This window comes from Exiguobacterium sp. s132 (genome assembly GCF_018617235.1).
In the GTDB taxonomy this organism is placed as follows: domain Bacteria; phylum Bacillota; class Bacilli; order Exiguobacteriales; family Exiguobacteriaceae; genus Exiguobacterium; species Exiguobacterium profundum.
Map to the genome: position 1 here is coordinate 1,004,579 of NZ_JACSJU010000001.1, position 15,477 is coordinate 1,020,055.

Sequence of the window (15,477 nt, forward strand, 5' to 3'; positions counted from 1 at the left end):
TCGCAAACTTTTTTATGTGAATTGTTCAAAATGCGTATTCCATTCGGTTAAAAATCGCTTACTATGCGATTCGATGGTTGCCAATGTTTCGGTCGCTCCATCTAGATGTGCATTTTCTCCAGCCACTTCAAGGTCGTGGAAAAGAAGCGCCGTCTGTTCTAGACCAACTGAATAGGAGGCCCCTTTCAATAAATGGGCGAGTTGCTCGACGCGAGAATAATCTTTCGACTCGACTGCCGATTGAAGTTCAGGATACTTCGCCTCGAACTGCTGGATATATGTGGTTGCAATTTTATTTAAGAACTCAATGTTTCCGTTTGCGATTTGGTGAAGCTCTGCTAGTTTTTCTTCATTGAACAGAGCGTCTTCGGGCATTCTAGTCAATATAACCCCTCCTCAATAAACGATATTCCAATCGTTCCCTCTCACTGTAACACGTTTTCGAGAGAAAACAAAAAAACTCCTGCTTTGGATTGCACTCTTCATTTTGGCTACCTATAATAAGATTGAGTTAAGGTAGGAGGAAGATGCATGCTGACGATTTACCGTACTGACGCATCAGGCCATGTGGATGAAATCGAAGACTTTGATAAAGGAAGCTGGATCCAACTCGTGAACCCGACAAAAGATGAGGCCGATCAAGTCATCGAGGCGTCCGGCATTCCAGAAGACTTTGTATATGACCCACTTGATATCGAAGAGAAACCACGTTTTGAAAAAGATGATGAAGGACTTCTCATGATCATCGACGTTCCGTATGTGGAGGAAGATGATACAGGTCGCACGTATAATACGATCCCGCTCGGTATCATCGTGACCGGACGACATTTCATTACCGTCTGCTCGCGAGATCTCGACGTGTTGAATTTGTTCGCTAACGGGAAGGCAAGACTGTTCCGAACAAACTATCGTAGTCGCTTCGTCTTTCAGATTTTACATCGTGTGAGCATGACGTATTTGCGCTTCTTGCGTCAAATCGACCGAAGAATGGACGAACTCGAGCAAGAGTTGCAGCGTTCCATGCGAAACCAAGAGATTTTCCAGTTGATGAACCTTCAAAAATCTCTCGTCTACTTCATGACTTCGTTAAAAGCGAATGATAGCGTCTTGGACCGAATCGTCAAGACACCGAGTTTGGAGAAGCATGAAGAGGACGAAGAACTACTCGAAGACGTTTTTGTCGAACACCGACAAGCGATGGAAATGGCATCGATTTATAACGACATCATCAGCATCAAGATGGAAGCATTCGGATCCATCATTTCGAACAATGTTAACTTCGTCATGAAATTCTTGGCATCCATCACGATTGTCCTCAGCATCCCGACAATGATATCTGGAATTTTTGGGATGAACGTTCAAGTTCCATGGGAAGGACAACCGTTCGGATTCATCATGGCTATCACGATGATGATTGGATTTTCCGGTCTCGCCTTCTATATCCTTTGGCGAAAGCGATATTTCTAGCATAAAAGAGCCTGACGCACATTGCGTCAGGCTCTTTTCATGTGATTTTGACCGTGACGAGACATAGGTCGTCTTCAATTTCAATCTTTGGCACAAGCTGTTCAGCGACGTGACGACTATAGTCAAGACCATATGTGGAAACGTCGTTTTCTAGCCATCGAATCCCATCATCGATATCTTTGCTGTAACACTCCATGAGTCCATCCGTATACATGTGAAGCGTCATATTCGGTGTGATGTCAATCTCTTTGGATTCATAATTCGGTTCCTCGAACATACCGACTGGTACCCCTGTCGTCTCAAGACGAGAGTTTCCTTCTTCTGACGTCACGATGACAGGCGGATGACCCGCATTCACATATTCGATTCGACGTTTTGTCGTGTCGATGTAGCAATAGACCGCCGTGAAGTAGCTGTGCATATCGTCACCCGAGAAGAGGAACGTCATCTGACGGTTCAACTCCGTCATGACGTCTACCGGATATTGCACGTTCCCGACAAGCCCCGGTAGGATTGAACGGATTCCCATCGTGATGAGCGCCGATGAGACCCCATGTCCCATGACATCAAAGATGATGACCCCGTATCGGTCCGGTGCGACCTGAAACCACGCGTACATGTCTCCGGCTAGTTTTTTAGAAGGCAGATAGAGCGCACGAACATCAATCTCTTCATTACTGATTGGTGGCGTAAGCGCACTCTGTTGAATCTTTTGGGCAAGGTCCAAATCATACTGAAGACGGGTCTCATAAATTTTCCGTTCATCAACAGCCGCCTTATAACGGAGGGCAGAACGGATTCGTGCGAGTAATTCTGTTATTTTGATTGGTTTGGTCGTGTAATCTGACGCCTCCGCGTCGAGTCCCTCGGCAATCTGCTTCTCTTCCGTTCGTCCGGAAACCATGATGACCGGCAACTCTTCAAAGTCAGCCATCTGCCGAATCCGTTTGCACGTCTCGATTCCTGAAATTCCAGGCATTTCGACATCCAACAGGACGAGATCATACAGCGATGCGGCTTGTGGGGCCATCAGTAAATCGAGCGCTTCTTCCCCACTCGAGACCGATACCGTCTCATAGTCGTGCTGGTGAAGCAGTTGCTCAAGTACGAGCGTATTGACCGGTTCATCATCCACAATCAAAATCGCCATGACTATCCCTTCCTTCTCTACGTAGTAATCTATATCGTATTGTACCATATCTTTTCACTCGCACACGACATAACCGTCTATTCATTCTAGTTGAAGAACCTGTCCACTGTTTGGCATACTGAAGAGAGAAAGTGAGGGGTTCATATGGCCTGGATATTCGCCGTAAGCGGTTTAATTATTTTACTCGTCCTCATCGCATCCATCGTCGTCATCCAAAAAGGATACGCCTATAAAGACAATAAAGACGACATCGTGCTCGACTATGACGAAATCAATCGTCGCATTGAAGATGACAAGAAGAGAGAAAAGACTGACCAGACAGAAGGGCCGCTCTAATGCGCGACCCTTTTTTATTTGAATTCAAATCGAAGTATACCTTTTTCTAAATACAATGAGGCATTGAATGTCTTGTCTCCCTTTTTGAACGTATGGACGTTCGACTGCCCGCCATTGATCATTTGCTTCAACTCATCTTTGACGAGTCCGACGCCAAGCACTTGTTTGGAGACGGTGAAGCGACATCCTTCCCGATAACCGCTGCACCCGATGAACTTTGGATGTTCGACAAGCCCTTTCCCACAATTCGGACAGACACCAAATGATGCCTTCGGTCGAGTCGTTCCTTTCTTGCCATAACGTTTCGCCTCAATCGTATAGCCCTCTGGATTAGCCGCCTCTACTCGCGATTTCGCTTCTTCGACCAAATGAACGGACATCTTCTTCGCTTGTTCAATGAATTCGGCAGCGGATGCCGATGCTTGACCGATCTCATGGAGTCGCTTCTCCCATTTCGCCGTCATTGCGGGTGATGCCAAAATACTATCTCCGAGGACATCAATCAACAGGCGACCCTTGTCTGTTGGAACAAGCTCTTTTTTCTGAAGTTGGACATAGCCTCGCTTCTTCAATCCATCGATGATGTTGGCACGTGTAGCCTCAGTCCCAAGACCCTCTACTTCTTTCATGATATGAATCAGCTCTTCGTCATCGAGTTGTTTCCCGGCGACTTTCATCGCCATAATGAGCGCGCCCTCCGTATATCGCTTCGGTGGCTCTGTCTGTTTCGACAACACTTCAACTTTCTTCTCTTTTAATTCTTCACCGACCATCATCGCAGGAAGCTCGACATCTTTTGATTTCATCTCAACGACTTGTCGATAGCCAGGACTCACAACGACGGTTCCTTTTGCTCGATACAAGTCGCTTCCATCAATCAAATCAACCGTTGTCTTCTCGAGCATCGCTGCGGGTGCAAAGGCCGCAAGGAAGCGTCGATTGATCAAATCATACAGTTTCGCATCATCCCCACCGAGTCGAGTGATGTCACCACATGCCTCCGTCGGGATGATTGCGTAGTGGTCACTGACTTTCTTGGCATTGACATAGCGTCGATTTTTCGACGGGTCCTCAGTCAAAAGGTCACGAAGTCCGGCATAGGCTTCGGACTTTAGCAGTCTTGCCTTTGTCTGTGGAAATAGCGTTGCCTCATCTGGTGTGACAAATCCCGAATCGGTCCGAGGGTAACTAATCCACCCTTTCGTATATAACTTTTGAGCGATATCAAGTGTCTTTTTCGCTCCGAATCCGAAGCGTTTCCCTGCCTCCGCTTGTAATCCGGATAGACTGAACCAAAATGGCGGTTGCTCAATTTTTTCTTCTTTGTCGATTGTCTTCACAATCGCAGTTCCAGATGCGCGTTTGACGACCGCATCAGCTTCCTCACGCGTTTTGAGCTTTGTTGTCTTTCCAAACGTGTACTTCGCTTTGAACGTGCCTCGACCTTTTGCAAGTGTCGCCTCGACTTCGAAGTATGGTTCTGGCACGAATTGTTTGATTTCTCGTTCGCGATTGACGATTAAGGCAAGAGTCGGGGTTTGCACACGACCGAGCGAGAATACGTCTTCAATCCCAATCGTCTTCAACAACGTCGTATAGGCACGAGACGCATTCATCCCAACGAGCCAGTCCGCACAGGCGCGGCTCATCGCCTCATGGTAGTATGGAATCGTCTGTTCACCTGGCAACAGTTGCGAGAATCCACGATCGACTGCTTGCTCCGTCAAACTCGAGATCCATAGTCGAGCAAGCGGTTTTTTGTTACCTGCGAGTCGGAGGATCAGACGAACGATTGCTTCCCCTTCCCTTTCGGCATCCGATGCGATGATGACATCAGTAATCGAGCGATCATGGAGCCATTTTTTGATGGCATAGAACGGTTTCGATTTCCCTTTTGAAATACGATAATCAAATCGTTCTGGGACAATCGGAAGTGAGTCGTACTTCCACGACTTCCATTCCGGTCGATAGTGCGACGGTTCTTGAAGTTCACAAAGGTGACCGACCGCCCATACAACAATCGCCCCTTCCGGGAAACGGGGACAAGGTGAGATTTCAATCTCGTCTTTTCGCTTTTTTGATGGGTAGGGAGCAGCCAACTTTTGAGCTTGTGATGGCTTTTCCGCAATGATTAGTCTCATAAGAACTCCTTACTTTGCCTCCTACATAATGGCAAGACGTACATGATTAGCTAGCTTCTACTATGTATTTTACTATATCAAGTCAAAGATGGACACATCGAGAGGGGAGCATTTGTTTGCTATTTTTGAATCGTGTCTTGCCTCGTGGCTGTTTTCCGATATTATTAACAGAGAAGTACAACTGTGAAGGAGTGTCGCCATGTCTTATCTCATCTTGTTCGCTGCTGTCTTTTTCTTATCGACGAGTGTCCTCTTCGTCAAATGGACGTCGGCACCTGCCGAGACTGCCGCATTTTACCGTATGCTGTTCACGTGTCTCATGTTGTTACCGTTTGTCGATTTCAAATCACTCATCACCACGCGCCTCATGACTCGCTACGCTCTACTCCTTAGCGGAACGTTACTGGCGTTTCACTTTTGGCTTTGGTTTTTGTCACTCGATTACACGACGGTTGCCAGCTCCACACTATTTGTCACGTCGAGTCCAATTTTTGTGTTGATCGGGAATGCACTCATCTTTAAAAAGAATCCGACTCGAAAAGGACTTGCCTTCGCACTCGTCGCTGTCCTTGGGGGCATGCTCGTTGCTGCGGGGGACATTCAACTCGGCCGTGAGGCCCTCTTCGGAGACCTACTCGCCTTGATTGCCGCCCTATTGATTGCAGGGTATTGGCTCGTTGGACAGCATGTACGAGCTTCGATGAACACGAATACATATTCTTTTAGCGTATATCTCGTTGCGACGGTCGTGCTTTGCTTCATGTTGCTCGTTCGCGGCACGACATTCACTGCCTTTGAATCCATCAACTGGTGGTACTTCCTCGCGCTCGCTTTCTTCCCGACAATCCTCGGGCACAACCTGTTCAACTATGCGCTTGCCCGTGTCAGTGCGACCGTCGTCAGTATTACGATTCTTGGAGAGGCGTTGTGGGGAATGCTGTTTGGATACGCCTTCTTCGGAGAGCGACTTGGACCGTTCCAATGGATCGGAGCCGTCGTCCTCCTCAGTGGGATATACTTGTTCCTAAAAGAAGACGCCCGCTCGACACGAGCGGACGTTTGATTATAAGTTTGTCGCTTTTGGATTTACATCATGTGCTTCTTTATCTTCTTCTGAAGGACGGAACAATAATTTACGGTCCCAGAATGCCAAAGCAACAGCCGTCAAAAATGTCATCGCATCAGCGATTGGGAATGCCAACCATACGCCGAACACTCCGAGGAACGACGGGAGAATAAAGACGAGCGGAATCGTGTAGAGCGTCTGACGTGAAAGGGACAAGAACATAGCGACGCGTGCTTTCCCGAGGGACTGATAGATTCCATTGACGAGCATCTGAACACTCGGAAGGAAGGAAACGGCGAACAAAATGTGAATCGCCGTCACACCGCCAGCAATGAGCGCCTCATCCGTCGAGAACCAGCCCATGAGTGTTTGCGGGAATAGCTGCAGAATCAACCAAATGATGACAGCAATCGCAATCCCGGCCCGCATCGCCGTCCAAATGGTTTCACGCATTCGGTCGAATCGCTCTGCACCGTAGTTATATCCAACGATTGGTTGCATCCCTTGGACGATTCCCATGATTGGCATACCAACGAGCGCCATGAACTTGTTGATAATGGCGAAAATGGCCAATTCTTCGGTCCCACCGTACGTACCGAGCATCACGTTGACACCAACGAATAAAATGGATTGGGACACCATCATGATGAACGAAGACGAACCGATTGCCATGATTTCTTTTATCTCATCGAATCGAATCCGGAACTGACTCCACTTGAAGCGCAGTTCCGTTTTTGGTTTTCGGGCGAAGAAGAAGCGCAGCATCAATACGGAACCGATGACTTGGGCGAGTGCCGTCGAAGTCGCTGCCCCGTACATGCCCCAGTCGAACGTGAAAATGAAGAGCGGGGTCGTCACGAGGTTGACGAGAACAGTCGTCAGCATGACCTTCATTTGATAAGGTGCCTGTCCTTCAGCACGAACCATCGCACTCGAAGCGAGTGTGAACATGAAGAATGGTGAACTGATCAAGACAACTGATAAGTACTGTCGGCTGAGATCCATGATTTCGGTCGTCGCACCGAACACTTTCAAAATTTCATCTAACATAAAGAAAGCAGAACTGACCGCAAGTGCCGCAAACAGACCGACGAGGACAAGTACGTTCAAGAATGTAACGGCTGCACCGGCATCGTCACCGCGTCCAAGCTTCCTCGAACTGATAGACGCCCCACCTAGACCAACGGCACTCGACACGGCCATTAAAATCATCTGAATCGGAAACGCAATCCCGATGGCAGCGACTGCCGATGCACCGATCCCTCGGGCGACAAAAATCGTATCAATGATATTGTAGAGCGCCGTCACGAGCATCCCAATCATCGCCGGAAGCGATAACTTGAAGAGGAGTCTGCCGATGGGCTCAGTCCGTAATTGCTCCGTATTTTGGTTCATTCTTCCATCCCTCCGTCTCTACTTCTTAGGGTAGCAGGATTGAACGGAACGGGCGACTATGTTGGCTCGGTGGATGTGTCAAACGAGCGAACGAGCACGCACACCTTTTCGCTTACGCATAATGTAATCGGTTGCGACCGGCCGATCCACTTTTACACGAATTGTCATCATCGCTTGGTTAGCAGACTCGAGGAGGTGACCGTCCACATCCTCCATCGTATCAATGACTTGTGAAAAACGAACAAATCCGGGTCCGAAAAATTCAACTTCTTCACCGATTGAAAAGTGATTCCGCTGTTCGAGCGTTGCCATACCCGTCACAGGGTCGTATGAGATGACACGAGCCGCAAACGCAAATTGCGGAATCGAACGAGGTTTCCCGAACAATTGCTCTTTTTCAGTCGGGATCCCGTAATAGAACCCGGTCGCGAGTTCACGTTGGGCCGCTTTCCAAATTTCTTCTTCCCATGCAGGGTCGAAGACGAAATGCTCTGGATCTTCACAGTACGCATCAATCACTTGACGATAGACGTTACACACCGTCGCGACGTAATGAATCGATTTCATTCGTCCCTCTATCTTCAAACTATCGACTCCTGCCTCCACCAAGTCAGGAATGTGGCGGACCATCGATAAATCAACTGAACTCATCGAGAACGGCTCTTCGTCACGCGCTTCCATCTCTTCTGTTAGAAGATCACCTTCTTCAAAGAAACCATATTTCCAGCGGCATGATTGGGCACATCCCCCACGGTTGGCATCTCGTAATGTCATGTGATTTGATAACGTGCATCGACCGGAATACGAGATACACATCGCCCCATGCACGAACGTCTCAATTTCGACATCGACTTCCTGTTTCATTTTAATGATTTCATCCATCGATACCTCACGAGCCAAGACGATTCGTTCGAGTCCTTCTTCCTTCCAGAAACGAAGGGTCTCGTAGTTTGTCGCCGAAGCTTGGGTCGACAAATGGACGGGCAACCCTTCTGCTTCCGTAAGACAAGTTTCAATCATCGCTGGATCCGAGACGATGACTGCATCGATTCCGATATCTCGAAGTGTTCGGAAGAAGTCACCTGCCCCCTCGATATCGCCTTCATGCGTCACCATGTTCGCAGCGACGTATACTTTCGCGCCGTACGCATGTGCGAAGGCTACCCCTTCACGCATCTCGTCATAACTGAAATTACCGGCACGTGAACGTAACCCGAACTGCTGTCCGCCGATATAGACCGCATCGGCACCATAATGGATGGCCATCTTTAATTTCTCTAAGTTTCCTGCTGGCGCTAATAATTCTGGACTTCGTTTCATCTTGATCCCTCACTTAATCTCTTCTGGTTTTCGTAACCACAGTCCCGTACCGAGACGGAACGTTTCCGGTTGAAGCTCGTGAAGACGATGTTCCATCTCTACACGATCAAATCGACCGTTCAACAAATTCGTCCGGGCATAAGTAAACAACTGAACGATTTCAACAAACTGGTCCCCGGCGTGCCATCCGTCTAGCTTCCACGTGTGAAGTCCATTTTTGACTAACGTCGGAAGCTGACCCATGAGCGTCAAATCCTCAGAGAAAATATGGGTGCCGTTCTCGTCCTCATAGATGGGATAACGACTGGTCGTATCTGCCGGTTCGCTCATATAAAATTCGCGTTGTTTTGCTTCTTCAACCGGTCTTCCGAGTTCATTAAAGTAATTCGTCACGAGTGGGCGTTTAGAGTGATGAATGCATGTCGGACCATATACTTGCACTTCAACAGGAAGTCCGATTTGCTGCTGGATCAAGACGAGTTCTTCGATTGTCACTTCGCGGGCGACGACCGCTCCAATCGCTTCGCGTTTCCCCCAAAATTGGATCTGTTTGGCGGATGTGACGAGCGTTTGGGCATCATACCAATACGGAATCTTTGCCTGTCGAATCAAGCGAATGGCGCCGGGGTCTCCAGCGGTGACATCATCGACTCCTATCGTTTTCAGCATTTGCAAATAATCTTTTAACTCTTCAATGTGGTCATTGTGCATCAGGTTGTTGACGGCTACCGTCACTTCTTTCCCATACCGATGGGCAAGTTGTGTGACTTCTCTCACAGCATCGATTGTCCAGTCACCTTTTTGTCTCAACCCAAACCTTGAATTTCCGATATATAGTCGGTCCGCGCCGGCTTTGATTAACGCTTCTGCCTGATCAACGCTTTGCGCCGTAGTGACGAGCTGAATCATCATATTTGTTCTACTCCCTACTTTGTGAGTCTAATCACATTTTCTTGCTATACTTTAGCATATGTTTCAATGTGCGAACGGAGCAGGATTTTAACAACTCGTGAAGAATTCAGTAACAATGTATGACTTTTCATCAAAGGAGTGGATCATGTTGTCAAAGACAGCTTTAATCACCGGCGCCTCGATGGGCATCGGTCTAGACTTGGCCGTACTCGCCGCTCGCGACGGCTACGACTGTATTTTAGTATCTCGGAACGAACCACGATTGCATGAACTAAAAAAAGTACTTGAGACACGTTATCGCATCAACGTACATGTCTTTGCTCTAGATTTGGCAAAACATGGCGCAGCAGTCCGATTGACGACGATGATTGCCGAAGCTGGCCTCACTGTCGACTTTTTAATTAACAATGCCGGGTTTGGCACGTCCGGCGCGTTCGCCGACCTTGATGCTGAGACGGAAGCCGACGAGGTCCGATTGAACGTCAATACGTTGACCGAACTGACGAAAGCCTATTTGCCTGGCATGCTCGAACGTGACCACGGATATGTGTTGAACGTTGCATCCGTCGCTGCCTTCCAACCTGGTCCATATATGGCCGTCTATTACGCGACAAAAGCCTATGTCCTCTCATTCACTGAAGCGATTCATGCCGAGGTGAAAGGTAGTGGCGTGCATGTGAGTGTGTTATGCCCTGGCCCGACGGATACGAACTTCTTTAATCGTGCCGGGAGTGAATTGTCATTCTCGAAAATGCCATCTCATCTCGTCGCCTTCTTCGGATACAAAGGGGTGATGAATAACAAGCGTGTGGTCATCCCTGGACTCTCTAATCAGTTATTGGTCGGGGTCGCCAAATTGATGCCACGAGCTCTCAGTCTCGAAGTATTACGTCGCGTCCAAAAACCGGCTGATGGAACACCTGCTGAATCGACTACATGAAAAAGGAGCGACCGCATCGGGTCGCTCCTTTTATGGTTCAGAGTGTAAGCGAGAGACGTTCACAAGCCGGTGTAGAAATACACCTGCCGGAATCATAGTCATCAGCGCTGTAGCGATGACGACTCCCCACGCCATGACGGCATCGAGCGTCAGGTCTCCTGACGTGAGCTGGTCCATGATGCTCAGTTGTTCCACGGAAAGCACAATCATGAGTGCTGGCCACACGCTCGCCGCAAGGATGCTGATCATGGCAAAACGGGCTCTCGTGTAACGTTTTGCCAATAGAATCAGGTTTAACAAGATAAACAATAGTCCTACGAGTAGAAACATGCCGACTTCTGTGAGATTGATATATGCACCCATCCGTCGTTCACCTCACTCAAAATGATATGACTATTGTATGTTTACCCGAGCTGACGAAGGAATATGCGCTCGAACAAGGGACGGATTAAAAAGAGGAAAACGACATTCGATAGCCCATGTGCCAAGTCAAACGGGACGCTGAGTAGAAGTAGCTTCCAAAAATCAGCTCCAATCACTTCGAAGAACGCTAGATTGGTCGTCCATCCATATATAAATCCGGACAAAAAACCAAACAGAAGAAAAAGGATGTTCGACTTCATCCATAACGGTCTAAAACTGCTGACGAGCGTTACGATAAGGAGCCAGCCTAAAAATTGATAGAAGACGAACGGTCCGATCCCGAGCAACAGACCTGACAAGATGGGTACGAAGAGCGCAAGGACCGCCGCAGCATTCAATCCAATACATAGTGCCGTCAGCATCAAAATGGCTGTCGTCGGTTGTACGTTCGGAATCGTCATGAAAAGCCAGCGACCGATGACTGCGAGTGCCAAGAGCTGCACGAGCGGTTGAACCGGGAGATCGGATTTCTCAAATCGATACAGGACCAGGATGGCAATCAGAATGGCGAGGACGTATGTGACCATAGCGTACTCCGTTCTTGAAAGAGTGACCGTTCTCCTTGAAAGACCACGCGACCACTCGCAAGGTAAATCACGTCCGTCGCTTGGTCGACTAACGCCAAATCATGTGTCGCACAAAGCACACGTGCTGATTCGGACTTTTTCAAGAGCGCTTCAAGGAACGCCGTACGTTCCCCATTCGTTAAATCCACCGTCGGTTCATCGAGCAAAAGGACGCTTGCCGAGTCGTTCAGGACGCCTTGTAGTTGAGCGATCCTCCGGTTCGATTCTTGCGGAAACGGACCGTATTCCGTTTCGGCAGGAAGATAAGCAGCTCGCTCCCCCCGCTTCACCCGTCCACGAAGAGGGCGTCTGCTCCTTGCTAAAAGTTCGAGCAACGTCGATTTTCCACTTCCGTTCGTCCCAATACAGACGGTGAGGCCAGGTTCATTCATTTGGACCGTCACTTCTTCAATGGCATAAGTCGCCTGAAGCGGATGACGATAGGATACATCGGTCGCTTCAATTCTTGGTATCGTCTCCGATTGTCGGAAAGTGATTTTCATGTCTTCAGACGATTCTTGCGCCCGTTCCGTATAACCAATCCGAACACCGAGACCGGAAGTACGACGAAGTAGCATCTCTAGATGTTCTCTACGGAATTGATCGAGGTGGCGGAACGGTTCGATAAGTACAATTGCTTCGGGCTGATCTAATAGAGCATAAGCGACTTGTACAATCTGTTGCTCACCGCTTGAACAGGCGTCAAACGCTTTTGGATACAGGGCATCAATTTGTAAGAGTGAGGCGAGTTCCGCCCCCCGAAGCGAATCAACACGGGATAATAAATGACCAACTTTTCCTGAGAATGGTTGATTCATTCTGATGACTCGAGGACGATACCGCTCGATATATGCCTCGAGCGACCCGTCAACGGTAGAAAGCCATTGCATCACGAACACCTCCTTTTGTGACGTATGGATAGATGAGCCATGGGATGATGGTCCACTCGAGTGATACGTAGCCAATCAAGCCAATCATAAAGAGTTGGAGAACATCCTCTAATCGGAAGCGACGCATCGGCTCGACCGCAAATCGTGGCTCATGCCTTTGGCTATTAATGCCAATCTCGATTGCTTCTTGCCACGCTTTTTTAGGGTGACTTCTGAGCGACTGACGTACCGCTCGTTCCATCGAAGGAATAAGTGCCCACGCCCCATACAAGAGGGAAGTTGAACGGGGCCATTTATAGAGAAGTGGGAGCAAGCGTTCCAATCGAACAATCCGAGAAATCCACAGCATGCCAAGTAAGAAAGTAGCCAACTTCAATAGCTGACGCCATATGTAAGTGAGCGATAACTCCCATCCGAACAATGCAGGGAAGACCGAGACGACAGCAAACGCAATCAATACGATGAGCATCGTCCATGGAAACCGACGTTCAAGCATGAGCAAAAGGACAAGGCCGATGACAAATACTGTGACATCATGGATATACGTCAAAATGAATAGATGACTAAATAGAAAGAAAAGGAGCGTGACAGGATGTCGCCGCTCCCAATCTGCCTCATTCGAAGAAAGCAATCGCATCTTCTTCAAACCGCCACTGAATGACATCCGTCGATTCTACTTCTTTAGCACCGGCCCCTTCATCTCCGGGCGCGCCATTAAAAGCAAATACCCAGCCTGACGATTGTCCTTCTGATTTTTCTTCGATGCCTTCGATTGCCGTCACGTACGACATGTCTCCGCTTCCTGTCACTTCGAGGTCAAGCCCTGTCGCTTTCAATGCGTCGAGCACGGTCGCATCCTCTTCCAAACAGACGCTCTTCTCTTGATAGAGCGTCTCTTCCGTCGCCGCATTGTATACGGAAATGGTCGGACTTACATCGCACGCCTCTTGTTGGGCTTCTTCTCCGCCACATCCGACAAGAAGTGCGGTCGTTAATAGGGAAATACTCAAATACGGTTTGATCATTCTGTCAAATCCTCTCGTTGATGTATCGAATAATTATATAGTATCGCAAAACGTTCGCCTGAACTTCGTCCTTCCCGTGTCAGTCCGACGAGTTGGATGCTGTTTGCGAGGACTGGTTCGCGCTGGAGCCAGAACTTGACCAGTTCATTGTCCCGATTAATCATGAGCATCGATTCGTTTTCGAACGTGTACATGTCATACAGCCCATCATAGGAAAGTTGTAACACTGGGGCAGAAACGACGTCAGTATACTCATCCCATGAAGGACCTCGTAACGTCGACAGCATGTGGTCGAATTCGACAAGCTTTTCAAAAAAGGCCTGTCCAGATTCTTTACGCAGTTCATCGACTTGTTCATACGAAAGTTGTCCTGAGCCATATGTCACACGGATCTGTTGGAAGGATTCGGCTCGCTCCACCATGAGTAAATACTCAATGGATTGAACGTTCCCTTCCCGGTCGATCTGTAATTTCCCGCGATCTAATTTAATCGATTCACTATTGATTCGTTGTAACAATTTTTCGGTCATGTCATCAAACGATTCATCCGTGACCGAGACGGCACCGATTTGTTGCGACTCGGAACGAAAGCCGGACTGGTCGAACAACGGGACAAAAAGCAAGACGAGAAAAAAGAAGAACCCTAACAGTGCTCCATACCATTTATACCGGCTGTTCTGTTTCGGAAAGAACAAAAATGACAACAGAAAGCCAATCGGAATGTGAAACCCGCCGATAGGAAAAGACACGATTCCAAGTAGGGAATAAAATAAGAACTTTGGAAAGAAGTTCGCTTCCGGCTCTTTCAATTGATTTAATCGAATCCCTAATAGAACGCTAATCACTAAAAAGGCTGCCCATACATAGAGTTGAATGGTCACATCAATCCCCCACTGTATATTCTAAAAAGTCCGTCGCAACGAGACTCGATGGAAATTCCGACACGACTTCTTGAACAAATTCTTCCTCTCGCCCGACATAGCGCGCTGAGATGTGTGTCACAATCAGCTTGCCGACGGCACACGCATTCGCTAGCGCGGTCGCTTCACGTGTCGTCGAGTGACCATACTTCCGAGCGAGCGCTTGTTCCGCCTCCATAAACGTTGCCTCGTGAACGAGGAGGTCCGCTCCATCCGCCAACTTCCGCGCGTTCTCACAAGGGATTGTATCTCCTAAAATCGCTACGATTTTTCCCGGAATCGGTTCAGTGACGTATTCTTTAGAGTCATACCATTTTCCTTCAAATTCAAATCGGTCTGATTCTTTGATGGTTCGATAAATCGGTCCACTTGGAATACCGAGTTCTCTTACAAGATTGACGCGTAGCATGCCCGGTTTTTCTGGACCATCGATTCGGAAACCGAATGAAGGGAACCGATGCTCTAATTTTCGCACAGTGACGAGATGGTCGTCTTGTATGAATGTGTCCCCGTCCGAGTACTCGATCACGGTCAGCTCGTATCCTAGATGTGAGCCTGTGACACGCAAAGTAGCTTCAAGCCATTTTTTCAATCCTTTTGGCCCATAGACGGTCAAGGGGGCGGTTCCATCGAGTGCCGAACGAGTCGATAAGAATCCGGGCAATCCGAAGACATGGTCACCATGAAGATGCGTCACCCATACCGCTGTCACTTTTCTCGGTTTGATTTTCGTATAGAGCATTTGGTGTTGCGTGCCCTCGCCACAATCAATCAGCCAGGTCACGTTCGATAAATCGAGAGCTAGCCCCGATACGTTGCGCTGTTTCGAAGGCATCCCCGACCCAGTTCCTAAAAACTGTAACTTCATAAATATTTAATTCCTTTCTTCAAGCCGTTCCATGCTATACTTGACGTAATCGCTGAAA

The 15,477-nt window shown here is 48.3% G+C and carries 17 protein-coding genes; 4 read left to right on the plus strand and 13 right to left on the minus strand.

The features are described from left to right. Positions 1–12 precede the first annotated feature (12 nt). A complete protein-coding gene (locus tag KNO78_RS05145) occupies positions 13–375 on the minus strand; it encodes an Hpt domain-containing protein (RefSeq protein ID WP_230872919.1) in 363 nt (120 codons plus the stop codon). Between the two features lie 156 nt (positions 376–531). Here KNO78_RS05145 and KNO78_RS05150 point away from each other — a divergent pair, with 156 nt between their 5' ends. Continuing rightward, entirely contained in the window at positions 532–1,467 is a 936-nt protein-coding gene (locus KNO78_RS05150; RefSeq protein ID WP_012726524.1) for a magnesium transporter CorA family protein, read from the plus strand. A gap of 37 nt (positions 1,468–1,504) precedes the next feature. Here KNO78_RS05150 and KNO78_RS05155 read toward each other — a convergent pair whose 3' ends face one another. Further along, positions 1,505–2,617 carry a PP2C family protein-serine/threonine phosphatase gene (locus KNO78_RS05155; protein WP_214690789.1) on the minus strand — a complete coding sequence of 371 codons (1,113 nt, stop codon included), beginning with the start codon at positions 2,615–2,617 and terminating at the stop codon, positions 1,505–1,507. A gap of 144 nt (positions 2,618–2,761) precedes the next feature. Here KNO78_RS05155 and ytzI point away from each other — a divergent pair, with 144 nt between their 5' ends. Then, entirely contained in the window at positions 2,762–2,953 is a 192-nt protein-coding gene (ytzI, locus tag KNO78_RS05160; protein ID WP_074036770.1) for a YtzI protein, read from the plus strand. A 14-nt stretch (positions 2,954–2,967) separates the two neighbouring features. Here ytzI and KNO78_RS05165 read toward each other — a convergent pair whose 3' ends face one another. Further along, positions 2,968–5,094, minus strand: coding sequence for a DNA topoisomerase III (locus KNO78_RS05165; RefSeq protein WP_214690788.1), 2,127 nt, complete (start codon positions 5,092–5,094; stop codon positions 2,968–2,970). Positions 5,095–5,293: 199 nt separating this feature from the next. Here KNO78_RS05165 and KNO78_RS05170 point away from each other — a divergent pair, with 199 nt between their 5' ends. Further along, positions 5,294–6,157: a DMT family transporter gene (locus KNO78_RS05170; protein WP_074036766.1), complete on the plus strand. Its 864-nt coding sequence runs from the start codon at positions 5,294–5,296 to the stop codon at positions 6,155–6,157. Here the strand turns inward: KNO78_RS05170 and KNO78_RS05175 are convergent, their stop codons facing one another. The 3 genes from KNO78_RS05175 to KNO78_RS05185 all read right to left on the minus strand — a co-directional run bounded on the left by KNO78_RS05175 (position 6,158) and on the right by KNO78_RS05185 (position 9,781). Further along, positions 6,158–7,555, minus strand: coding sequence for an MATE family efflux transporter (locus KNO78_RS05175; protein WP_074036764.1), 1,398 nt, complete (start codon positions 7,553–7,555; stop codon positions 6,158–6,160). It lies immediately after the preceding gene. Between the two features lie 78 nt (positions 7,556–7,633). After that, on the minus strand, positions 7,634–8,875 hold the full coding sequence (locus KNO78_RS05180) for a peptidase U32 family protein (RefSeq protein ID WP_214690787.1): 1,242 nt from the start codon (positions 8,873–8,875) through the stop codon (positions 7,634–7,636). 9 nt (positions 8,876–8,884) lie between these two features. Beyond that, positions 8,885–9,781: a peptidase U32 family protein gene (locus KNO78_RS05185; RefSeq protein WP_308162732.1), complete on the minus strand. Its 897-nt coding sequence runs from the start codon at positions 9,779–9,781 to the stop codon at positions 8,885–8,887. A gap of 151 nt (positions 9,782–9,932) precedes the next feature. Between KNO78_RS05185 and KNO78_RS05190 the strand changes: the two genes are divergently transcribed. Further along, the gene (locus KNO78_RS05190; protein WP_159562440.1) at positions 9,933–10,727 is read left to right on the plus strand and encodes an SDR family NAD(P)-dependent oxidoreductase; all 795 of its coding nucleotides are present in this window, start codon (positions 9,933–9,935) and stop codon (positions 10,725–10,727) included. A 30-nt stretch (positions 10,728–10,757) separates the two neighbouring features. Here KNO78_RS05190 and KNO78_RS05195 read toward each other — a convergent pair whose 3' ends face one another. Genes KNO78_RS05195 through rnz form a run of 7 tightly spaced genes read right to left on the minus strand, consistent with a single transcriptional unit; the run spans position 10,758 to position 15,419 of the window. Then, positions 10,758–11,090: a hypothetical protein gene (locus KNO78_RS05195; protein WP_196430840.1), complete on the minus strand. Its 333-nt coding sequence runs from the start codon at positions 11,088–11,090 to the stop codon at positions 10,758–10,760. A 41-nt stretch (positions 11,091–11,131) separates the two neighbouring features. Continuing rightward, a complete protein-coding gene (locus KNO78_RS05200) occupies positions 11,132–11,677 on the minus strand; it encodes a hypothetical protein (RefSeq protein ID WP_159562442.1) in 546 nt (181 codons plus the stop codon). Continuing rightward, positions 11,650–12,606, minus strand: a complete 957-nt coding sequence (locus KNO78_RS05205) for an ATP-binding cassette domain-containing protein (protein ID WP_214690785.1) — start codon at positions 12,604–12,606, stop codon at positions 11,650–11,652. Before KNO78_RS05205 ends, KNO78_RS05200 begins: the two co-directional genes overlap by 28 nt. Further along, a complete protein-coding gene (locus tag KNO78_RS05210) occupies positions 12,584–13,270 on the minus strand; it encodes a hypothetical protein (protein ID WP_251125245.1) in 687 nt (228 codons plus the stop codon). The genes KNO78_RS05205 and KNO78_RS05210 overlap by 23 nt, the downstream gene beginning before the upstream one ends. After that, the gene (locus tag KNO78_RS05215; RefSeq protein ID WP_031423381.1) at positions 13,221–13,631 is read right to left on the minus strand and encodes a DUF4430 domain-containing protein; all 411 of its coding nucleotides are present in this window, start codon (positions 13,629–13,631) and stop codon (positions 13,221–13,223) included. The genes KNO78_RS05210 and KNO78_RS05215 overlap by 50 nt, the downstream gene beginning before the upstream one ends. Beyond that, positions 13,628–14,512, minus strand: coding sequence for a hypothetical protein (locus KNO78_RS05220; RefSeq protein ID WP_012726538.1), 885 nt, complete (start codon positions 14,510–14,512; stop codon positions 13,628–13,630). The genes KNO78_RS05215 and KNO78_RS05220 overlap by 4 nt, the downstream gene beginning before the upstream one ends. A 1-nt stretch (position 14,513) precedes the next feature. Next, a complete protein-coding gene (gene rnz / locus KNO78_RS05225; RefSeq protein WP_214690784.1) occupies positions 14,514–15,419 on the minus strand; it encodes a ribonuclease Z in 906 nt (301 codons plus the stop codon). Between the last annotated feature and the right edge of the window lie 58 nt (positions 15,420–15,477).